A 20,179-nucleotide genomic window follows, 5' to 3' on the forward strand; every position below is an offset into this window, starting at 1 on the left:
GAATGTCGACACGGTTAGAGACGCTGCAGCGATTGATGAATCTGTACGCCGCAGTCGAACAGATGCACTCGACTGAGTTGCAAAGGTTAACGACGGCGGTTCGCGAGGCGCAGCAGGCGATTGCCGTCGAGCAGTGTGCGGCGCAGGTGGCTCGTATCGATGGGCGCAAAGCTTTGACGGAGGGCGATCGCGTGGGCTGGATGATGTCCGAGACGCAACAGGAGACGGCGGGGTGGAGGCGACAGAAGCTCGAAGAAGTTCGGGTGGGTCGCGAGGAGCTGAGCGATGCGGCGAGAGAACAGTATGTCGCGAGCCGGTTGAAGAAGGAGCAGATGAAGCGCGTCTTCGAAGAGATGGAGGCGCGGGCGCAGATGGAAGAGGGGAGAAGAGTGCAATCCTCCTCCGATGATCTCTTTTTGTCGCGACGACGATGGACCGATGCGAAGGAGAAGACAGAAGAGAGGGAAGAGATGAAGGCTTCCTAATCGTTTCGTCGCATGTTTGGAATGGGAATTGCTATTGCACTAGTCGCAGGAGATGGGCGAGGACCGAGATGATGAGTACGGCGATTCTGATGGCAATGGGTGCAGAGCAGAGCGGTAAGCAGCCGGCAGCCCACGACGTAGAAAATTCCGACGGGCCCACGTTCGCGCAGACTCTCGATGCTCGTGTGGAGATCTCTCCGGCGATCTTGGGGAAGGACTTGGGGAGAGACTCCACGGTTGTAACGCTGCCTGAGGCGCCGATTGGAAAGACGGAACCAACTACGAAGAACCTGGTTGATGCGCCTGACCTGGCGGCTGGTGTCAAGGCAAAGATGTTTGCGGGCCAGTTGACGTCAGCTCAGGTTGAGAGCAAAGACATCAACGTCGCAAAGACTGCGCCATTGCATCCTGCGATCGTGGCGGCACCAAAGGTTCAGAAGAAGGAGGAAGAGGCAGAGGCGCAGGTTGCCGAACCGGTTGTGGGCACCGAAGAGAACCAGACAGAGACACCTGCAGCCGCTCAGGTTGCGCCGGCCACCAGCTTGCAGACGTACGGAACGATACCACTGGAGCAGCAGGCGGAAGGGAATCAGATTCAGGTGCCTCAGGTCCAGACGCCGGTGAGTCCGAGAGAGGCTTTGGCAACAGGCAGGACGCTGGAGGTTGCTCCCGAGAAGAAGACAGCGACGAAGACGCAGGCGGGAGATGCTAGCCAGCCGGTTGTGACCGCGAAGAACGGGGCAGTCACAGTGTCTCCGATAGCCGATGAGACGAAGTTGACGCACGGAGTAGGTGCCCGGGTTGTTGTCCAGATACCCAATCCTATTCCGGTACATGCGGCTGTAGCGTCTGCTTTGCCGGTTGCGATTGCTACGCCTGCCGCGTCTGCTGCGCCTGCTATGCCTGCTGCGACTTCGAATGTTGCACTCAACGTGGAGGGTGGCAAGAGCGGCGTTGGCTCTGGCGCTGCTTCTTTGTCTGGAGGCACATCGTCTGGCGTTGCGCCTGCGGCTGCCGACGCTTTAGGCAGCAGCAAGAACGCTGCGCATGGCACGAAGACCTCCGTATCGGATCGTGAGACGACGACGGCACCAGGAGATCCGGCTGCGACCGGAAAGCCTGACGCGAAGGAGGAGAGATCGCAGACAACAGCGGCGAATGCAAGTGGTGACACCGATACGAAGGTGCGAACGACTGGCGACGCTCCTGCGGCGGCGGTCCATGCTGTGGTGTCAGGCGGTGAGGTTACATCAGGATCTGCAGCGACGACCCTTGCGGGATTGACGAAGTTGTCCGGTGGCGAAGGCAGCACCTCAACCGCTGGCTCGTCGAATGGGCTAAGAGAGCAAGACAGTTCGGGCGGTGTGTCACGGTCTATGGAGCCAATGCCGCGAACTCTGTCGGCGACTCCAACGGCGCTCGAGGTTGGTATCCCGGATGGAACGCACGGGTGGTTGAAGGTTCGGGCGGAGATGGCCGATGGCGGCGTGGTGAACGCATCGGTGTCAGCGGCTTCGCCGGCGAGCCAGGAGATGCTGCACCGGGAGCTGCCTTCGCTGACGGCCTATCTCCAGTCGGAGAAGGTTGCGGTGAATACGGTCGTCGTTCATCCGACTGCGAGCGCGGACGCGGAGTCTCGAGGCAACTCCACTGGACCGGAGAGTGGTAACGGACAGACACCACGGCAGAGCCATGAGGGAGGGCAACAACAGAGCTCTGTGAAGACGGCCGCGAAGGTTGCAGAAGATGTTACGAGTTATCGAGGTTTGCACGGAGTTGATGAAGATGGGACGTCGCCGCTGGCGAGTCATGGGAGCGGTGGAAGCTGGTTAAGCGTCAGGGCATAACCGAGGGGAATTCATTTCAACGGCATAAGACACGAGGAGAGGAACAATGGATTGGTCTAACATAACTTCGATTGTAGGGTCAGGTGTAGGGTCAGGGAGTTCAGCGGCGGGAACGGTGGCTTCGGCACTGGCTCCGCGAAACGCGACGGTAAAGGCGACGCCAAAGGATTCGAGCAGCAGTCCGACGACGAGCGGGAGCAACAGCAGTTCCGCGACTAACTCGGATATTACGTCGCAGGACTTTCTCACTTTGCTGGTGAGCGAGCTGAAGAACCAGGATCCTACGCAGCCGACGGATCCAAACCAGTACATCACGCAGCTGGCACAGGTTAACAGCCTCGAACAACTGATTTCGATCAACCAGGGAATCGGGACTCTTGATGGTGCAGTGTCTCCGAGTTCAGCTTCAGGTTCAGGCTCAGGTTCTGGTTCTGGAGCGAGCTCGAATGCAGTGGCTGCGGTGGCGAATGCCAACGCTGCCTCGGGTTTGCAGGCGATTCCAGGGCAAAACGCGATATGGGGCGGCTCGACGGCGAGCTAAGACAAACATTGGAAGTCCGTAGTGTCCCTTGAGAAGGGGCTGCGATCAACAGAACTATCAACAGGAAGGTCAAGGAGAAGACGATGGGAAATTTTTCGATTGCACTGTCAGGGCTGGAAGCTGATTCGACAGCGCTGAATACGATTGGAAACAATCTGGCGAATCTTAACACCGTTGCTTACAAAGGACAGACTACTTCGTTTGAAGATCTGTTTCATCAGCAGCTTGGGGAGTCGGGTGCGGGCGATCCGATTCAGGTTGGATCAGGAACCAAGGTCGGTTCGACGACTACGGACTTCAGCGAGGGAACCCTTTTGCCCGATGCCAATGGGAACACGAGCGATATGGCTCTGGACGGAAATGGCTTTTTCGTGGTGGAGCGGAACGGCCAGCAGTCGCTGACCAGGGCGGGTAACTTTACTGTGGCCAACAACGGCAGTCTGACTACGCAGGACGGTCAGTTTGTGCTGGGCTATCCGGCGACGGCTGGCGTGGTGAACACGAACACAAACCCACAGCCGATCACGCTTCCTGTTGGCGCTACTGAGGGAGCACAGGCGACCCAGAATATTTCGGTGACCGCAAACCTGAACTCGGGAGCAACCGTTGGCACAACCTTTACGACGCCGGTAACGGTCTATGACTCGCTTGGGCAGAGCCATCAGGCGACGATCACCTATGACAAGACCGCTACGAACACCTGGAGCTACTCGGTGGCGCTGCCCGCTGGCGATGCAACCGGAGCAACCAATGCAACCGGAACTCTTAGCTTCGATACCTCGGGAAATCTGATTCCACCGCCGAACTTACCGGCCTGGCCTGCCTCTACTGCGGTTACCGTTGGAAGTACTGTCGTCGATTCGAACGGCAATCTGGAGAAGGTGACCTCTATCTCGGGTACGGGCACTACTGGAGGTGCGCTTCCGGTATGGAACACTACAGTAGGGGCAACCACTACGGATAACGCGGGAGCCAATCAGGTAATGTGGACGAACCTTGGCCCTGTGAGCACGGTTCCGGGTCCGATTACGTTTACGGGGTTGGCAGACGGAGCGAGCAATCTCAGCTTCAGCTGGAACCTGGATGGCGGTGGCACAAGCCCGCTGATCAGCCAGCTGGCGTCCGCGAATAGCAATGGGGCGAATACTCAGGATGGGTTCGCAAGCGGTAACTATACGGGATTCACCGTGGACCCCAGTGGTGTCATTCAGGCCAAGTTCAGTAATGGCAACTCGGAGACGATCGGCCAGGTTGCGGTGGCGAATGTTGCCAACGTGCAGGGATTGGTGTCGGTTGGAGGGAATAACTTCCAGACGACTGGGGCCTCGGGGCAGGCGGTTGCAGGAGTGGCCGGAACTGGTGGGCGCGGTGTTGTGCAGGATAGCGCGCTCGAGCAGTCCAACGTCAATATCTCGACAGAGTTCTCTAATCTGATTGTTGCGCAGAGAGCGTTTGAGGCCAATTCCAAGACGGTGACGACCTTCGATACGATCTCGCAGGATGTGATTGCGATGGTTCGGTAACATTTTCTGAAGCGGGTTGAGGCGGCTTAGCGGGTACGGGACCTGGACGATGGGTTCTACCGGCTGGCCGCCTCGGCTGTTCTTTGCTGTTTGTATGGCCCCCGGCTCTTGACTGAGCTTTATAGGGCGATCCTGAAGAATCGCTAATATTCGCGAAGGTTGGACTGGCCACCCGTTTGCATTCTCTCCAGGCATCATGGCTACTTCACCTACAGTTCTTGCTGGCGCTTCTTCTGCGGCTCCTCCGGATTCCTCTCCCGCTTCGGTAGCGGCTCCGGTGGAAGCTAAGTTTCCACTTATTCCTTTGTTGATCGCTGTGGTGGTGGGAGTTCTCGTCGCTACGTTGGGTGTCGGCGGCGTTGTGTACTACCTGGTGCGGACCGGCCGGCTGTCGGGACGAGAAGGCTCGGCTCACAGGACTGAGATTGTTATTCCGGCTGCGACGCATTCCATGGTGCTGGAACCGCTTCTGGTGAACCTGGCGGATGCGGGCGGGAGCTCCTACCTGCGGGTGGCGATGACTCTGCGGGTGGCTGACGCCACGGAGGGCAAAGAGGCCAAGCCCAAGGAAGAGAAGCCGAAAGAGGACAAGGAAAACAGTGGCGATGTAGCCGCGGTGCGCGACACGATGCTGACGGTGCTCGGGAGACAGACGGCGGATCGTCTGCTGGCTAGCGATGGAAAAGAACAACTGAAGGCCGAGTTGAAAGCTGCGCTGGCCGAGCACAACGCTGGTCTGAAGGTGATGGATGTGTTCTTCACCGATTTTCTGGTTCAGCGCTAACCGAGATTGGGATCGTTGCAGAGAAGAGAGAGGAAGAGACGATGACGGGGACGGAGCTTGCGGTACTCGCTGCAGAGGGTGGGGGGATGACGGGTCTGGATCTGGTTAGGACGACGCCAGCCGCACCGTGGATGACACGGATTGAGGCACATCCCTCGTGGGAGACGCTGTCGCAGCTGAGGATCACGATGCGGGTTGGTGTGGCTTTGAACCGGTTCCGGGTGAGGGACCTGCTGACGCTGAAGGTTGGACAGGTCTTTGAAAGCGTCTCGCCTGAGACCGAAGACGTGCCGCTGATGGTTGGTCAGGTGCAACTGGGTTGGAGCGAGTTCGAGGTCGTCGACCAGAGGATGGGGCTTCGATTGACGCGGCTTGGGTAGGGAGTGAGCAACGAGTGGTGGACCTCGAGTGCGAACGATCATGCGGGTTTTCGGACTGAACAAAGTAACTGGACAAAGTATTAGGACGGAGAGTTGAGATGCGGCTTTTGCAGGGTGTGAGACCGGGAAGTTTGGAGGAGACGTCGGCACCCGAGGTGGCTGGGCTTGCAGGATGGCTTTTGGCGCTGGTGCGTGGATGGCGCGGGCAACGAGAGTGTCAGCAGAAGCAGCTTCAGCTGGTGGAGACGTTGCCACTTGGCGGAAAGCGGCAGCTGATGCTGGTGAGGTGTGCGGGGGAGAGCTTTCTGGTAGGAGGCAGCTTCGAGAGCGTGGAGACGATTGTGCGGTTGAGGGCTGAGACATCGCTAGAGCACACGGGGGACAGGATGGAGGAGCGATGCGTGTAGTGAGCCAATTTCGTTGGCTGGGGTTGGCTCTGGCCGGGTTGGCGATGGCTTTGCCTGCGGTTCATGCTCGCGCAGAGAGCTCGATGATGGCGGCTGCTGTTATGGCGCCGGAGTCGTTTTGGGTCAAGAAACCCGCAGGCTCGGTTGGGGGGCATGAGCAGGTGGCTTCAAAGGCTGGCAAAACGGCCATGAAGGCGCATGGGGGCGCGAACGCGGGGGCAACTCCGGGAGCGAAGAAGAACGATTCGATCGCATCGGAGCTTGCGGGAACCAAGAGCGTTCCATGGTCGATTGTGGTTGGGTTGACGTTATTGACCCTGCTGCCGGCGCTGCTATTGTCGATGACTCCGATGGTGCGTCTGCTGGTGGTGTTCCATTTTTTGCGGCAGGCGCTTGGGACACAGACCGCTCCGTCGAACCAGATTTTGATGGGGCTGGCGTTGATGATGACGTGGTTCCTGATGCAGCCTGTTCTGCTTGAGGTCGAGCAGACGGCGGTTGCTCCTTACAGCGCAGGATCGATTACGGGCGAGCAGGCGCTGGACCTGGGCGTGGTTCCGGTAAAGCACTACATGCTGCGCTATGCGCGGGAGAAAGACCTGGCGGTATTTGCGTCTGCAGGAATGGCTGCGCGGCCGAACAAGAGAGAGGACCTGCCAATTCAGGTAGTGATTCCGGCTTACATCCTGAGCGAGTTGAAGGCTGGATTTCAGATTGGCGCGATCTTGTTCTTACCATTCCTGCTGGTGGACCTGGTGGTGGCAAGTATTACGACCTCGATCGGCATGATGCAGCTGCCGCCGGTTGTGATTTCGACGCCGTTGAAGATTCTGCTCTTCGTGATGATCGATGGCTGGAGTCTGCTGGCGGATCAGTTGATCAAGAGTTTTTAGGCAAGCACACGTAGCGATGGAGCAGGGATGGGACCGGATCAGACAGTAGAGATTATGCGGCGGGTGTTGATTGAGGCGATGCTTTTGAGCGCGCCACTGCTGGTGACGGCGGCCCTGGTGAGCCTTGCGGTGAGTCTGCTTCAGACCCTGACGAGCGTGCAGGAGCAGACGCTGACGGCAGTGCCGAGGTTGGTGGTGGTCTTCGTCATCACGGTGGCGGTGCTGCCGTGGATGGTGCATCGGTTGGTGGGTTTCACGGTGCGGTTGTTTACCGACTTTCACAGGTACCTGGGATAGAGGCCGCTATGAATCGTGAAGTGAGTGGATTGATGGCGGATTGGCCGCAGTACCTGTCGGCGGCGGTTCTGGTGATGGTGCGGTTGAGCGGGCTGATGGTATTCGCGCCTGTGTTCTCCTCCTCGGCGATTGCGCCACGGATCAAGGCTGGGTTTGTGTTTGCAATGACGATCCTGCTTGCGCCTGCGGTGGCGACGGTTCCGGGAGCGCGTGCGGTGCTTGATGGGAGGGCGCTGCTGGGCGAGTTGAGCGTGGGTCTGCTGTTTGGGCTTTCGTTGATGTTGTTGAACGAGGCGTTGACCTTTGCGGGAACGTTGCTGGGCTTGCAGTTCAGCTTTTCGCTGGTGAATCTGCTGGATCCGAACTCGATGATCGAGACGGCGGTGTTGGGGCAGATGCTGAGTTGGCTGGGTGTGCTGGTGATCATTGGCTCGGGGCTGGACAGGAGTCTGCTGGCTGCGGTGGTAAGGAGTTTTTCTGCCGTGCCGGTGGGAGAGGCCGTGATGCAGGCAAAGACCGGAGTGGCTCTGGCCATGATGGCAAGCGGGATCTTTCTGGCGGGAGTGCAGTTGGCCGCTCCAGTGATGGCGGCTGCGTTGGCAGTGGAGGTGACGATTGCTCTGGTGGCGCGTCTGTCGCCGCAGTTGCCTTCGATTGTGATCAGCGTTCCGATCAAGACGATGGTGTCGTATGTGGTCTTGATCGCGAGCCTTGCGGTGTGGCCTGGATGGATCGAACGGCATTTCACGGCGCTGCTGGATGCTGCGGCAAAGATGTTGGTGCGGGCATGAGCATCGTGATGGCGATTGGAAATAGAGGGACGTGCTGCCTGAGAGGGAATCCTCATGCCAGATAAGGGCACAGAGCAGGCTACGCCACTACGAAAGAAGAAGGCGAAAGAAAAAGGCGATAGCGTTCATAGCCGCGAGTTGCTGTCGGCGATGGCAATGTTGGGCGGCGTTGTGATGCTTGGGGCGATGTCGAATGGGTTTGTTGCCAGCTGGGGCAAGGTGTATCAGGAGAGCCTGCGCTCTGCTACGACGAACGCGAGCGGGTTGAACGGAGAGCAGCTCTTCAATGTTGCGGTGAGACGAATCCTGGTGCCGTCGCTGCTGCCGGTGGGGTTGGTGATGGCGGCGAGCTTTACCGGCGCACTGGTGTCGGGAGTAGCGCAGAGCGGTGGCGTGCAGATCTACCCGAGCGCGGTGGAGTTGAAGTTTTCGAAGTTGAATCCGGTTACGAACCTGGGAAATTTGTTTAGCTTGCGGTCAGCGACACGGTTGGTTAAGTCGCTGGTGCCTGCGTCGGTGATGGTGGTGCTGGGTTGGGGAGCTTTGAAGACGTTGATGATTCCGATGCCGGTGATGAGTCTGCTGCGGCTGCCGGCTACGTTTTCTGCGGCGTATGGGTTGGCGCTCGATGCGGCGTGGGTGACGCTGGCGTGGTCTGGACTGGACTATGCGATTGAGTGGAGGAGCTGGAATCAGCGGCTGAAGATGAGCAAGCAAGAGATGCGCGAAGAGATGCACGATGCGATGGGCAATCCGCAGATCAGAGCGAAGATCCGGCAGATTCAGCGCGCGATGCGCAAGCGCAAGGTGAAGGCGGATATGTCGCGGGCGAGCGTGGTGATTACGAACCCCACGCACTATGCGGTGGCGCTGGAGTTCAGCTTCGAGACGATGTCGGCGCCGACAGTGCTGGCGAAGGGGCGCGATCTGCTGGCTGCGGAGATTCGCGAAGAGGCGCGGTGGGCTGGGGTTCCGATCATTGAGAATCCTCTGCTGGCGCGGAGTTTGTACAAGATGGTCGAGCCGGGGCAGTCGATTCCATTCGATCTGTATGCGGCGGTGGCTGGAATTCTGGCCTTTCTGTATCGACAGAAGGTTGAAGAGCGAGTGCGGCAGGATCGCCAGGCGAAAGAGAGAGAACAGAAGACCCAGATGACCGGGCGTCTGCTCGGCGGGAGAGGCAATGTGGGAACGACGGGGATGGTTGGAATGCGTGGCTTTGGAGGTGGGATGTGAGTGAAGCAGCGATAAAGAAGAATAGTGGTTTTCAGATGGCGAAGCTGCAGACGTTGATGCTGCCGGTGGCCGCTATCAGCATGGTGTTCGTCATGATTATGCCGGTGCCGAGCGTGGTGCTGGATATCTTGCTGGCCGCCTCGATTACGGCTTCGGTGATTGTGTTTTTGACGGCGGTGCAGGTGCGGAGAGCGGTGGATTTTTCCGTGTTTCCTACGCTGCTCTTGCTGCTGACACTGTTTCGACTGTCGTTGAACCTGGCTTCGAGCCGCAGGATCCTGCTGCATGGTCAGGAGGGAACACACGCTGCCGGCGCAGTAATTGAAGCGTTTGGGCAGTTTGTTGTGGGCGGGAACTATGTGGTCGGGCTGGTGCTGTTTCTTGCGCTGATCGCGATTCAGTTTCTTGTGGTGAGCCACGGTGCGGTGAGAACTGCGGAAGTTACGGCGCGGTTCACTCTCGATGCTCTGCCGGGTAAACAGATGGCGATCGATGCGGACATGAACGCTGGTCTGATCGATGAGCAGGGAGCGAGGAAGCGGAGACAGGCCATTGCACGGGAGGCTGAGTTCTACGGCGCGATGGATGGTGCGGCGAAGTTCAACCAGCGGGACTCGCTGGCGACGATCCTGATCACGGCGATCAACATTGTGGCAGGGTTGTTGATCGGAGTGTTGCAGCATGGCACGGATCTTGCGACGGCCGTGAAGACTTACACCATTCTGACCGTGGGCGATGGCCTGGTGACGATGATTCCCAGCCTGCTGGTTTCGATTGCGGGCGGCATGGTGTTGACGCGGGCTTCGTCTGCGGGGTCGCTCGATGAAGAGCTGGGAACGCAGCTTCTGAAGGGGCGCAACACGCTGTGGATCGCCTGCGGCGTGCTGCTTGGACTGGCTCTGATTCCTGGACTGCCGAAGCTGTCGTTTGTGTTGCTGGCGGTTGGGGTTGGGTTGATTGCGCGGCGACTGCCTGCGGCGAAGGACGCCTCTCTGCTGTTGGCGGAGGAGGCGGCTGAAGCGAATGCGAAGGGTGACAAGGCGAAGGCGGGGGATGCGGCGAAGGGCGAGAATCTGGCTTCGTTGCTGAAGATGGATGAGCTGACGCTGGAGATCGGATTCCAGCTAATTCCGATGGTGGATGAGAAGCAGGGCGGGCAGATGCTCAACCGCGTTCGCGCGCTGCGGAGGCATCTGGCGACCGAGCTTGGATTTATCGTTCCACCGATTCATATCACGGACAACCTGCGGCTGAAGCCTCGGGAGTATGTGGTGAGTCTTCGCGGGATTGAGATTGCGCGATGGCAGACGGAGCAGAACTGGTTGCTTGCGGTGAACTCGGATCCGAAGGCGCGTGTGCTGCCTGGTGTTGAGACGAAGGAGCCGGCGTTTGGCGTGCAGGCACGGTGGATTCAGCCGGGGCTGGAGGAGCAGGCGTTGGCTGCGGGCTACTCGGTGGTGGACCAGACGACAGTGATTGGAACGCACCTTGGCGAGTTGATCCGCCGACATGCGCATGAGCTGCTGGGACGGCAGGAGGTGAAGCGTCTGCTGGACAGCCTCAATGAGAGTCATCCGAAGCTGGTGGAAGAGCTGGTGCCGAAGCTGATGACGCTGGGCGAGGTTCAGAAGGTCTTGCAGCAACTGCTTCGGGAGCAGGTCTCGATTCGCGACCTGGGGGCGATCCTCGAGATTCTGGTGGAGGCGGCGCAGCAGTCGAAGAACGTGGTGCACCTGGTGGAGAGTGTGCGGCAGTCGCTGGGGAGAGGGCTGGTGCACTCTCTGCTGGATAACGAGGGCGGCCTGAAGGTGCTGGTGCTGGATCCGGAGCTGGAGAGCGAGCTGCAGCAGACCTTCGATCCGCAGGGAGCCGGGCTGCTGCTGGGGGATGGCGCGCGTCCGGCGGGGATGCGGTCGGACTTTTTGAAGCGGCTTGTGGAATCTGTGAAACGCCTAACCGGAGGTGCTTCGACCTCGGCACTCCCCGTGCTTCTATGTCCGAGTCCAGCCCGATATCACGTGCGGCGTTGGCTGGAGCCGTTTCTGCCCAAGGTGACGGTGCTGGCGCCAGGAGAGATTCCTCCGGAGATTCGGGTACGGAGCATTGGCACGGTCGGGTAGAGACGGTGTGCAGGACGGCGGTAAGACAGTAGCGGCAGATGAGGAATGGAGGAAGTATGAGCACAGGGAGTTCGATTCCGATACAGGTCGGGCAGAAGTTGTCGAAGGGGAAGCTGACGGGCGAGCAGTGGACTTCGCTGGAGGCCGCACGGTTTGACGAGGTGACAGGTATTGCGGAGGCGGGGATATTCGCTCCGTTTACCGGAGAGGGACTGGCAGCACCAGGGGATGGCAACGCGACTGAACGGGACCTGCTTTTGATGGAGCATCTGCCGACGGTGCGCTACCTGGCGCGACGAATCCATGAACGACTGCCTCAGCATGTGGAGTTGGATGACCTGGTCTCGGCCGGTGTTGTGGGCTTGATCGATGCCTTCACGAAGTTTGACCACAAGAAGAAGGTGCAGTTCAAGAGCTATGCGCAGTTCAGGATTCGCGGGGCGATTCTTGATTCGTTGCGGACGCTGGACTGGAGCCCAAGGGAGCTGCGACGGAAGGGCAGGGCGGTCGAAGAGGCGATTCGCGCGGTGACGCAGAGGGTCGGACGAGCGCCGTCGGAACAGGAGATTGCGCGGGAGATGGCGCTGACCCTGGCGGAGTACCAGGCGTTGCTGGGTGATCTGAAGGGGCTCGAGATTGGAAGCCTGCACATGGAGCGGTCGGAGGACTCCGGCGATGAAGAGCTTGCTTATGTTCCTGGTGCGCCGGAGGACGACCCACTGTTTCGCTGCTTGAAGGGGGAGATGAAGCAACGGCTTGCGGATGCGATCGATGAGCTTCCGGAGAAAGAGCGCATGGTGTTGACGCTTTACTACTACGAGGAGCTGACGATGAAAGAGATTGGACTGACGCTGGGCGTGGTGGAGTCGAGGGTCTCGCAGATCCACTCGTCGGCGGTGTTGAGGCTAAGGGCATCGCTCGCGAGTCTGCGGCCGGGAGACTCTGCCGGGGTTGTGAAGGCCAAGGCTTCGAAGCGCAAGGCTGGAGCACGTTGACGCTCTGATCTAGTTGTTTGTGAGAGATCTCTAACCAAAGAAAGGAATGCATGGGAAAGCAGCTTGGGCAGGGAGATATCGATGCACTGTTCGCGGCGGCTGGCGCGAATGCTTCGGCGCAGTCTGAGGGTGCTGAAGCCGAGGTGCCGCTGGAGCAGTATGACTTCAGCAGCGCGGGACAGATCAGCAACGATCAGATGCGAGCGATCAGTTCGGTGAACGATCTGTTTGCGAGGAACTTGATGCACACCCTGGGGGCGTGGTTGAGGACTCCGTTCAAGATGAAACTGGTCGCGGGGGAGCAGCTTCCTTTCAGTGAGTTTCTGGAACGACTCTCTTCTCCGAACTACATCTGTTCGATTCGGCTGGAGCCACTGGGAGCGGTCGGGTTGCTGGAGCTGGAGCTGGCGCTGGCATCGCCGATCGTGGATGTTCTGCTGGGTGGGGTAGGGCGAGCGTGGCCGGCGCGGGAGTTGACCGATATTGAAGACGCGATTCTGACGTCGGTTGTGCAGATGACGGTGCAGGAGCTGAACCTGGCTTGGCAGTCGGTCGGGTTGGAGTTCGTCTTTGAGAAGCGAGAGTCGGAGGCGGCGGTGGCCCGGATGTTGACCTCTGGCGAGAAGACGCTGTGCGTGAGCTTCGAGGCGCGTATGCCTGAGGCTCAGGGAGCGATGAATATCTGTCTGCCGGCGGTTGTTCTGAATGCGATTCTGCGGCGGTTGATCTCTGAGGGGGATCGTCCAAAGAGGCGATCGAAGGAGGCGCAGGCAAGGATGCGCCAGCTGATGGGTGAGGTAAAGTTCGGCGCTGCTCTGCAGTTTCCCTCGATGCGGCTTCGAGTGAGTGAGTTGACGGCCCTGGAGCCGGGAATGGTCCTGCGTCTCCCGTTGGCGAAACACGCTATCTCCGAGTTGCGGGTTGGTGGCTTGCAGCTTGGGAGAGCGCATCCGGTGAGGACTGGCGAACATCGCGGGGCTCAGCTGGAGGGCGAGATCGAGAGTGAAGACCTAAGCAGCGTTTTGGAGACTCAGAGCGCGGCCGAGACGATGAGTGTGAACTAGGAGAGGGACGAGACATGGAGAATGTGACGGGTTCGGATGGGATCGCTGGGATTGATCCGGGAATTGGGTTGTTGTGTGACATTGAGCTGGATGCGACGTTGCAGTTCGGTTCGCGTGATATGCCGTTGCGAGAGGTGCTGGAGCTTGGGCCGGGGGACGTGGTGGAGCTGGATCGTCATGTATCCGAACCGGTGGACCTTGTCGTGGGAGACAGGATCGTGGCTCGGGGCGAGGTGGTTGTCGTCAGCGGCAACTTCGCTCTGCGCATTACTGAAGTGGCTACGCCGCAGCTGAGACTGGAGAGCATTCGATGCCTTTTCTAACGAAGAAGACGGGAGCGATGAAGGTGAGCGCACTGATGCCGAGTGCCTTGAGGGTAGGGAACGGGGTGGCCTGGCAGGAGGATGAGTACAGGCCGTCGAATGAGCTTGCGGGGTTTGAAGGGTATGGTCTTCCGGCTTCTGTGGGGAAGACGGCGCAGCGGAGGATGTGTGGAAACTCCGAGTGTGAGAGCGGATGGACCATGCCCTGGAGAAATCGGCGCAGGCCGATCTTCGAAGGGCAGTGGGGATGCAGCGGACGGTGTGTGCTCGCGATGGTACAGGCAGCAGTGCGTCGCGAGTTGCGAGACGGAGGAGCGTCGGCAGATTTGTCTCCGCATCGGCATCGGGTTCCGCTTGGCCTGCTGATGCTGGCGCAGGGATGGATTACTCATCCCCAACTTCAGAAAGCATTGGGGGCGCAAAGAGAGAATGGGACAGGGAAGATTGGCGAGTGGCTTCGGAGCGAGTGCGGCGTAGAGGCTGAGCAGATCACTCGCGGATTGAGCATGCAGTGGGGGTGTCCGGTGCTGACGACCGAGGGATTCTCTCCGGAGGCGATGGCTCTGGTGATGCCCAGGGTATTCGTTGAAAAGTTCGGTCTACTGCCGCTGAGAGTTGCGGGCTCACGCATCCTGTATATCGGCTTCGCGGATCATCTGGATGCGTCCTCCGCGCTGGCGATGGAACAGATGACGGGGTTGAAGGTTGAGAGTGGAGTTGTGGAGGGGGCTCAGTTCGAGGCGGCTCGAAGCAGGCTTCTTGCGTGCGAAGGCGTGGAGGCAAAGCTGGAGACAGCCGCGGATAAGGATTCGATGGCTGCACGGATCACCGCGGTGTTAGAACAGAAACAACCGATCGCGGCTCGGCTGGTTCGAGTTCACCAGGACTATTGGCTGAGGATGTGGCTGGAGAGCGGCACAGTGGGAAGAGCAGGGAATCTGCCGGTGTCGCATGAGGACGTGAAAGACCACGTCTTTACCATCCGGGTCCAGTAGCAACGATGTACGCAGGTCTCGTTGAAAAGAAAAAGGAGGGCCGATTGGCCCTCTTTTTTGTGTGAGCGAATGTTTTATCGCTGCATGAAACCTGAGGTCGGAGATACATCGGAGACAGTCATTGCGGGAGTGCCGGTGCTCATTTTGGAACTCTGCTCGGGGCCGAGTCCTAGTTTGATGATGGCTCGGGAGTCGGGGATCAACTTTGTCTGCCAGCCGTTATCTGCCTGAAACTTCTGCATCGCCGTTTGTGTCTGGGAGTCCCAGTGGCCTGATGCCTCGCCGGAGAGATAGCCGGACTTGATCAGAGAAGCCTGAATCTGGGTTGCTCGGGCATCATCGATGGTGCGCTGTCCCACTGGCTTCGCGGATTTTGAGTGTTTACTCGATACCCTCGGCGAGGTTGGGCCACGACGCGAGTGCGTGAACGCCAGGCATGGCATTGCGGTTGCCAGAAGCAATGTCGAGGTTAGAAGTGATCTGCCAAACTGCATAGTTAGAACATCACCTTGGGATAAATATCGGTAAGTGGATACCAAGACTGTCGTCGATGCTGAGAGTAGGGTACCCCGATAGTAACGTGCGTTGCAAGAAAAAGGTTGACTAATGCGAATACATCTTTTGGGTGGGGTGTTTGTGTAGTTCATCGAACGATGAAGAAGGAGTGAGGCTGAGGTCGATCAGGATCACTCCTTCTTCTGTCGGTTCTATGGGATGACTGCTCTACGGCAGTGTGCCACCTACGTAGGAGTTGAGGTTTTTCTGGATGGGGGACTGAATCACAAAGACGACGTCGTCCTTGGACTTGAGGGTGGATACGATGGCGCGATAGCTGGTCTCATCTGTGACTGGTTTGCGATTGATTGCGGTGATGATGGTTCCTTTGCCGAGGCCAATCTCGTCTGCGAAGGAGCCGGGGCGGACGTTGGTGACGATGACGCCACCCTTGATCCCCACCTTGGATGACAAGGAGGCCGGGATTGCCGAGACGGTAATGCCGAGCTTGCCTTCTCCTGCGTCGGTCTCCTGTGGGGTAGAGGTGTCGTCGGGCTGGCCGGTGATATCGGCGTATGTCTTGGCGCGATCTCCGATGGTTACATTTGCGGTATTCTGCTTGCCGTCGCGGAGGTAGCCGAGTTTTACAGTCGAGCCGACATGACGGGCTGAGATGTCGTTGACCAGATCGTCGCCGTCTTTGATATTGCGACCATCGATCGAGACGATGACGTCGCCTGCCTGGATGCCGGCTTTTGCCGCGCCACCGTTGGGTGTGACTACGCCGACGATGACGCCGCTCGAGAAGCCATACACGCGATTGACGGCAGAGGACTGGGCCACCTGGAACTGGATGCCGATGGAGCCGCGAACGACCTTATGTTCGGGTCCGATGAGCATGTTGTAGACGCTTGCAATGATGTTGGCGGGCATCGCGAATCCGACACCCTGAGAACCCATTGACTGGGTGTAGATGGCGGTGTTCATGCCAACGACCTGGCCGGCCATGTCGACCAGCGGGCCGCCGGAGTTACCGGGATTGATGGCGGCGTCGGTCTGGATGAAGCGCTGGAACTGGGTTTGGGAGACGCCGTTGGGGCTGGGCTCGTCGATGCTACGGTTCTTGGCAGAGATGATGCCGGCGGTGACGGTCTTCGAGAGGGCGAAGGGGCTGCCGATGGCGAGGACCCAGTCGCCGACCTGTGCGCCGTCGGAGTTGCCGAGCTTGATGGTGGGGAGCGGTTCTTTGGTGTCGATCTTGATGACGGCGATGTCGGTATCTTTATCGACGCCGATTACAGTGGCGGGACGGCCTTCGTCGCCGGGACCGCCATCCGGGTCGGTGGAGAGCTTCACGTAGATCTTGTCGGCTTTGTCGACGACGTGGTTGTTGGTGATGATGTAGCCGCGAGGATCAACGATGAAGCCGGAACCGAGCGCGCGGCGTTCGCCGGCAGCACCGCCGTCGCTATCGTCGCCGCCCTGGCCACCACCGAAGAAACGGTTGAAAAAGTCCTGCATGTCGCCTGGGGACTGCTGGCTGTCGTCGTCGCCGCCGCCGTTCGGGTCGCTTGGCTGCGGCAGGCGCTGGCCGCCACGTCTGCGCTTGTTCGATGAGGGCTTGGGGAGCTCTTCGGTATTGATATTGACGACGGCGGGTCCGACTTGCTTGACGATCTGGGAGAAGCCGTTGGAAAGCGCGACTGGAGAGGGAATGACGAGAGGCTTGGCGTCGGTAGAGTTGACCTCAGACTGCTCTTTGCCGCTGACATTGCGCGTGAGGATGGAACCGGCGAGTATGCCGACCGACAATGTGGCAAGAAGGGTGAACGTCGTGGTGAGGCGGTGGGTGCGGACGCGTTCGAGCAGAGTGGAGGATGTGTTCTTCGGTGTGTCCATTAGTAGGTCTTGACCTCAGTATTATGTGTTGCTGTGTGCCGGAGTGTGTGCGCGGCGTGAAGTTTAAGTATAGTCGCTGCGGTGTATTGTGCTTTGGCCTGAGGTGAGGTCAGCGTCACAATCTGATTAGACGCAAAAAGAAGACGAAAGTCTGTGTGAAGCTCAGGCGGGGTAGGTGGGGATTGGAGCTTCCGAGGGAAAGAGCTCGATGAAGGCGATCCCAGCGAGGATGAGAGCGGCTCCGAGGAGAGAACGGCGGCCTAGATGTTCGTGCAGGACGAGGAATGAGGTAAGGCAGGCGAAGACGGGTTCGAGAGTGAGGAGGATCGCGGTGTGGGTGGGGGGGAGATGTTGCTGGGCCCAGCTTTGGATGGTGAAGGCTGCGGCTGTAGCGAGGAGGCTGGTGATAACGAGTGCTGTGACTAACCGAGGTGTGAGGGTGAGATGAGGCCTTCCGCCTAAGGGCAGTGTGACGGCCATGATGAGGGCAGCAGTTCCGATCTGGAGAGTGGCGAGTTGGGCGGTTGGGACCTTGCGGGAGGTATGAGCCAACGATAGGAGATGAGCGGCGAAGGCTATGGCGCAGCCCAGTGTGAGTAGATCGCCCGCACCGATGCTGCTGGAGAGATTCCGCCAGGATGTTCCAGCGGGCGTTGTGAGTAGGAGAAGGCCGCAGAAGGCGAGGATGGCTCCGATTGCAGTGGTCCAGCGCGGAGGTGGTGTCCCTTGCGGGCGAATCGCAGGGATGAGGGTGAAGAGAGGGACGAAGACGACGACCAGACCGGTGATCAGGGCGGATTTCGCCGCGGTTGTGCGGGACAGGCCGGTGGTCTGAAACTGGTATCCGGCGGCGAGGAAGAGGCCGACGATGAGGCCGGATACGATGCTTTGGCGGTTGATGTCGCGGAGTTGACGATGGTTCACGATGGCTAAGGCGATGAAGGCAAGAGCCATTCTGAGCAAGTTGAAGAGCAGAGGCGAGATGTCCTGGAGCGCACCTTTTACTAAAACGAATGTGGCCCCCCAGATGATGACGACCGCGAGGAGTAAGAGGTGGGCCAGGGTGGTGGCGCTTGGTCGGCGGGGCAACTAGTTGCTCGCTCCGACGTTGGGTTTAGGTGACTGCGTGGGTTTAGGTGACTGCGAGTAGACGGTTTCGCCGTTCACGATGGTGCGAAGGACTTTGGTGTGGAGCAGTTGCTGCGGGGTTGCGGTGGTGATGTCGCGGTCGAGAACGATGAGGTCGGCGAGGTAGCCGGGTTCGAGGCGACCCTTCTGGTGCTCGCGAAACTCGGCGAAGGCAGAGGCCTGGGTGTAGGCGTAGAGGGCTTCGTTGAGGGAGATTTTTTCTTGTGGCTGGAAGGTCTGGGTTCCGGCTTCGTTCTGGCGGGTGATGGCGGCATAGAGTCCGCGGAAGGGATTGATGGACTCCACTGGGTAGTCGGTGCCGAAGGCGAGGGTGACATTGTGGTCGAGGAAGCTCTTCCAGGCGTAGGCGTACTTCACGCGGTCGGGGCCGAGGCGGTCGGTGGCCCACTTCATGTCGGTGAGGAGGTGGGAGGGTTGCATCGAGGCGATGACCCCCTCGCTCGAGAAGCGGTCGAAGTCTTCGGGAAGCAGGACCTGGGCATGTTCTACGCGGAAGCGGAGGGCGGCGGGGGTGGGGTCGGGTGGGGGTGGAGTGGTGACGATGTGGGCGTCGGCGGTATGGGGGTTGGCGGGTAGCGGGGCTAGGGTGGCGACCTGGTCGGCGGCGCCGAAGGCGTTGAGGGCCATGGCGTTGGCGCGGTCGCCGATGGCGTGGAAGCCCAGCTGGAAGCCTGCGGCTGCGCGCTCGGAGGCTAGTTGGGTGAGCTTGTTCTGGTCGTAGCGGGGGAGGCCGGAGTTGTTGAGGTCGTCGGAGTAGGGCTCGTCGAGGGCTGCGGTGCGGGAGCCGAGGGAGCCGTCCATGAAGCCCTTGAGCATGGTGAGGTGGAGGAGCGGGTCGTCCGGGGAGTGGCTGGCGCGGCGCTCCTTGAGGACCTCGAGGGGCTTGTCGAAGGGGAGCCACTCGGCGAAGCGGAGGTGGAGCTGGTGCGCGTCTTCTAACTCTTCGAGGGCGAGGAAGTCTTCCCAGTCGGAGTAGTCCTGGACGCTGGTGACGCCGTGGGCGAGAGCGTCGTTGATGGCGAGGTTGAGGGCTTTGGTGCGCTCTTCGGGGCCGGGCGAGGGGATTTTGCTGAAGACGAGGTTGGTGGCGGCGGGCTCGCGGAGGATGCCGGTGGGAGGGCCGGAGGGATCGCGGTCGGGCCGATCAATCTTTGCTCCGGCGGGGTTGGGGGTCTCGTCGGTGATGCCGGCGACGGCGAGGGCGGCGGAGTTGGCGAGGGCGATGTGGCCGTCGACCCGCTCGAGGATGCAGGGGTGGCCGGCGGTGATGGGGTCGATATCCTCGCGGGTGGGGAGCTTGGCTCCGGGCCAGAGGGTGTGGTCCCAGCCGCCGCCTTCGAGCCAGGTTCCGGGCTTGGCTTTTGCGACGTAGACGCGGATGCGTTGCTGCATCTCGGCGAGGGATTTGACTCCGTCGAGGTTGATGGAGAGTTGCTGGCGGCCGGCCGGGGCCATGTGGGTGTGGGCGTCGTTGAAGCCGGGCATTGCGAAGGCGTGGTGCAGGTCGATGATGCGGGTTTTCGAGGACTTTAGTTTGAGAATCTCGGCGTCGGTGCCGGCGGCTACGATCTTTCCTTTGGCGATGGCCAGGGCCTGGACCTTTGCTGGGGTGGGGGAGGGGTCGTTGGGGCGGAGGTGGGCACCGGTGAGGATGTTTCCGTGGAGGTAGATGGCGTCGGGCGGCGTGTTTTGCGCCTGGGCGAGGGTAGTGAGGAGGAGAGTGGCGGTGAGGGTGAAGGGTTTCACGAGTGGAGTGTATCGCGGAGTGGGGTAGAGTTGGTGGTTTCGGGTCGGAGTTTTGTTGGTCGTACCCCTCCCCCCTCCCCCCTGGGGGTATCTTGCAGGGAAGTCTATTGGAATCATTGGTTTGCAGGGAGTGGGTGTCGCTAAAATATAGAAAGTAAAACAGTTGCGTACAAAATACTTGTTTTGTTGGTATTGTGTGAGACTTCGTC

At 59.7% G+C, this 20,179-nt stretch carries 20 protein-coding genes; 16 read left to right on the top strand and 4 right to left on the bottom strand.

Annotation, left to right across the window (positions count from 1 at the left end):
• The first annotated feature begins 2 nt into the window (after nucleotides 1-2).
• From HDF09_RS01845 to HDF09_RS01920, 16 genes are all read left to right on the top strand, one after another.
• Complete coding sequence (locus HDF09_RS01845; protein ID WP_183760694.1) at nucleotides 3-485, top strand: hypothetical protein; 483 nt, start codon at nucleotides 3-5, stop codon at nucleotides 483-485.
• A gap of 68 nt (nucleotides 486-553) precedes the next feature.
• Nucleotides 554-2,332: a hypothetical protein gene (locus HDF09_RS01850; protein WP_183760696.1), complete on the top strand. Its 1,779-nt coding sequence runs from the start codon at nucleotides 554-556 to the stop codon at nucleotides 2,330-2,332.
• Between the two features lie 46 nt (nucleotides 2,333-2,378).
• Nucleotides 2,379-2,873, top strand: a complete 495-nt coding sequence (locus tag HDF09_RS01855) for a flagellar hook assembly protein FlgD (protein WP_183760698.1) — start codon at nucleotides 2,379-2,381, stop codon at nucleotides 2,871-2,873.
• A gap of 83 nt (nucleotides 2,874-2,956) precedes the next feature.
• Complete coding sequence (locus tag HDF09_RS01860; protein ID WP_183760700.1) at nucleotides 2,957-4,396, top strand: flagellar hook protein FlgE; 1,440 nt, start codon at nucleotides 2,957-2,959, stop codon at nucleotides 4,394-4,396.
• 196 nt (nucleotides 4,397-4,592) lie between these two features.
• Nucleotides 4,593-5,180 (top strand): flagellar basal body-associated FliL family protein, encoded by a 588-nt coding sequence (locus HDF09_RS01865; RefSeq protein ID WP_183760702.1) that lies wholly within the window; start codon nucleotides 4,593-4,595, stop codon nucleotides 5,178-5,180.
• A 41-nt stretch (nucleotides 5,181-5,221) separates the two neighbouring features.
• Nucleotides 5,222-5,560: a FliM/FliN family flagellar motor C-terminal domain-containing protein gene (locus tag HDF09_RS01870; RefSeq protein ID WP_183760704.1), complete on the top strand. Its 339-nt coding sequence runs from the start codon at nucleotides 5,222-5,224 to the stop codon at nucleotides 5,558-5,560.
• 98 nt (nucleotides 5,561-5,658) lie between these two features.
• Nucleotides 5,659-5,967, top strand: coding sequence for a flagellar biosynthetic protein FliO (locus tag HDF09_RS01875; protein ID WP_183760706.1), 309 nt, complete (start codon nucleotides 5,659-5,661; stop codon nucleotides 5,965-5,967).
• Nucleotides 5,967-6,860, top strand: coding sequence for a flagellar type III secretion system pore protein FliP (fliP, locus tag HDF09_RS01880; protein WP_311718385.1), 894 nt, complete (start codon nucleotides 5,967-5,969; stop codon nucleotides 6,858-6,860). The genes HDF09_RS01875 and fliP overlap by 1 nt, the downstream gene beginning before the upstream one ends.
• Before the next feature lie 27 nt (nucleotides 6,861-6,887).
• Nucleotides 6,888-7,157 carry a flagellar biosynthetic protein FliQ gene (locus HDF09_RS01885; protein ID WP_179586814.1) on the top strand — a complete coding sequence of 90 codons (270 nt, stop codon included), beginning with the start codon at nucleotides 6,888-6,890 and terminating at the stop codon, nucleotides 7,155-7,157.
• 8 nt (nucleotides 7,158-7,165) lie between these two features.
• The gene (locus HDF09_RS01890) at nucleotides 7,166-7,948 is read left to right on the top strand and encodes a flagellar biosynthetic protein FliR (RefSeq protein WP_221269980.1); all 783 of its coding nucleotides are present in this window, start codon (nucleotides 7,166-7,168) and stop codon (nucleotides 7,946-7,948) included.
• 54 nt (nucleotides 7,949-8,002) lie between these two features.
• Complete coding sequence (locus HDF09_RS01895) at nucleotides 8,003-9,184, top strand: EscU/YscU/HrcU family type III secretion system export apparatus switch protein (protein ID WP_183760708.1); 1,182 nt, start codon at nucleotides 8,003-8,005, stop codon at nucleotides 9,182-9,184.
• Between the two features lie 35 nt (nucleotides 9,185-9,219).
• Nucleotides 9,220-11,304, top strand: coding sequence for a flagellar biosynthesis protein FlhA (flhA, locus tag HDF09_RS01900; protein ID WP_183763120.1), 2,085 nt, complete (start codon nucleotides 9,220-9,222; stop codon nucleotides 11,302-11,304).
• 56 nt (nucleotides 11,305-11,360) lie between these two features.
• Nucleotides 11,361-12,299 (top strand): sigma-70 family RNA polymerase sigma factor, encoded by a 939-nt coding sequence (locus tag HDF09_RS01905; RefSeq protein ID WP_183760710.1) that lies wholly within the window; start codon nucleotides 11,361-11,363, stop codon nucleotides 12,297-12,299.
• Nucleotides 12,300-12,349: 50 nt separating this feature from the next.
• Entirely contained in the window at nucleotides 12,350-13,363 is a 1,014-nt protein-coding gene (locus tag HDF09_RS01910) for a flagellar motor switch protein FliM (RefSeq protein ID WP_183760712.1), read from the top strand.
• 14 nt (nucleotides 13,364-13,377) lie between these two features.
• Entirely contained in the window at nucleotides 13,378-13,686 is a 309-nt protein-coding gene (locus HDF09_RS01915; protein ID WP_183760714.1) for a FliM/FliN family flagellar motor switch protein, read from the top strand.
• Entirely contained in the window at nucleotides 13,674-14,681 is a 1,008-nt protein-coding gene (locus tag HDF09_RS01920; protein ID WP_183760716.1) for a GspE/PulE/PilB domain-containing protein, read from the top strand. The genes HDF09_RS01915 and HDF09_RS01920 overlap by 13 nt, the downstream gene beginning before the upstream one ends.
• Nucleotides 14,682-14,755: 74 nt before the next feature.
• On the opposite strand, the gene HDF09_RS01925 is transcribed toward HDF09_RS01920, so the two are convergent.
• The 4 genes from HDF09_RS01925 to HDF09_RS01940 all read right to left on the bottom strand — a co-directional run bounded on the left by HDF09_RS01925 (nucleotide 14,756) and on the right by HDF09_RS01940 (nucleotide 19,970).
• Nucleotides 14,756-15,040, bottom strand: coding sequence for a peptidoglycan-binding domain-containing protein (locus tag HDF09_RS01925; RefSeq protein WP_311718390.1), 285 nt, complete (start codon nucleotides 15,038-15,040; stop codon nucleotides 14,756-14,758).
• Between the two features lie 364 nt (nucleotides 15,041-15,404).
• The gene (locus HDF09_RS01930) at nucleotides 15,405-17,075 is read right to left on the bottom strand and encodes a trypsin-like peptidase domain-containing protein (RefSeq protein WP_183760720.1); all 1,671 of its coding nucleotides are present in this window, start codon (nucleotides 17,073-17,075) and stop codon (nucleotides 15,405-15,407) included.
• A gap of 162 nt (nucleotides 17,076-17,237) precedes the next feature.
• On the bottom strand, nucleotides 17,238-18,164 hold the full coding sequence (locus HDF09_RS01935; protein ID WP_183760722.1) for a DMT family transporter: 927 nt from the start codon (nucleotides 18,162-18,164) through the stop codon (nucleotides 17,238-17,240).
• Nucleotides 18,165-19,970 (bottom strand): amidohydrolase, encoded by a 1,806-nt coding sequence (locus tag HDF09_RS01940; RefSeq protein WP_311718392.1) that lies wholly within the window; start codon nucleotides 19,968-19,970, stop codon nucleotides 18,165-18,167.
• Nucleotides 19,971-20,179: the final 209 nt, after the last annotated feature.

Source organism: Edaphobacter lichenicola, assembly GCF_014201315.1.
GTDB lineage: Bacteria > Acidobacteriota > Terriglobia > Terriglobales > Acidobacteriaceae > Edaphobacter > Edaphobacter lichenicola_B.

What these genes read in the sequence shown, in the direction of transcription:
- HDF09_RS01845 (WP_183760694.1), top strand. Translation starts at nt 3, where the DNA reads ATGTCGACACGGTTAGAGACGCTGCAGCGATTGATGAATCTGTACGCC.
- HDF09_RS01850 (WP_183760696.1), top strand. Translation starts at nt 554, where the DNA reads ATGATGAGTACGGCGATTCTGATGGCAATGGGTGCAGAGCAGAGCGGT.
- HDF09_RS01855 (WP_183760698.1), top strand. Translation starts at nt 2,379, where the DNA reads ATGGATTGGTCTAACATAACTTCGATTGTAGGGTCAGGTGTAGGGTCA.
- HDF09_RS01860 (WP_183760700.1), top strand. Translation starts at nt 2,957, where the DNA reads ATGGGAAATTTTTCGATTGCACTGTCAGGGCTGGAAGCTGATTCGACA.
- HDF09_RS01865 (WP_183760702.1), top strand. Translation starts at nt 4,593, where the DNA reads ATGGCTACTTCACCTACAGTTCTTGCTGGCGCTTCTTCTGCGGCTCCT.
- HDF09_RS01870 (WP_183760704.1), top strand. Translation starts at nt 5,222, where the DNA reads ATGACGGGGACGGAGCTTGCGGTACTCGCTGCAGAGGGTGGGGGGATG.
- HDF09_RS01875 (WP_183760706.1), top strand. Translation starts at nt 5,659, where the DNA reads ATGCGGCTTTTGCAGGGTGTGAGACCGGGAAGTTTGGAGGAGACGTCG.
- HDF09_RS01885 (WP_179586814.1), top strand. Translation starts at nt 6,888, where the DNA reads ATGGGACCGGATCAGACAGTAGAGATTATGCGGCGGGTGTTGATTGAG.
- HDF09_RS01890 (WP_221269980.1), top strand. Translation starts at nt 7,166, where the DNA reads ATGAATCGTGAAGTGAGTGGATTGATGGCGGATTGGCCGCAGTACCTG.
- HDF09_RS01895 (WP_183760708.1), top strand. Translation starts at nt 8,003, where the DNA reads ATGCCAGATAAGGGCACAGAGCAGGCTACGCCACTACGAAAGAAGAAG.
- flhA (WP_183763120.1), top strand. Translation starts at nt 9,220, where the DNA reads ATGGCGAAGCTGCAGACGTTGATGCTGCCGGTGGCCGCTATCAGCATG.
- HDF09_RS01905 (WP_183760710.1), top strand. Translation starts at nt 11,361, where the DNA reads ATGAGCACAGGGAGTTCGATTCCGATACAGGTCGGGCAGAAGTTGTCG.
- HDF09_RS01910 (WP_183760712.1), top strand. Translation starts at nt 12,350, where the DNA reads ATGGGAAAGCAGCTTGGGCAGGGAGATATCGATGCACTGTTCGCGGCG.
- HDF09_RS01915 (WP_183760714.1), top strand. Translation starts at nt 13,378, where the DNA reads ATGGAGAATGTGACGGGTTCGGATGGGATCGCTGGGATTGATCCGGGA.
- HDF09_RS01920 (WP_183760716.1), top strand. Translation starts at nt 13,674, where the DNA reads ATGCCTTTTCTAACGAAGAAGACGGGAGCGATGAAGGTGAGCGCACTG.
- HDF09_RS01930 (WP_183760720.1), bottom strand. Translation starts at nt 17,075, where the DNA reads ATGGACACACCGAAGAACACATCCTCCACTCTGCTCGAACGCGTCCGC.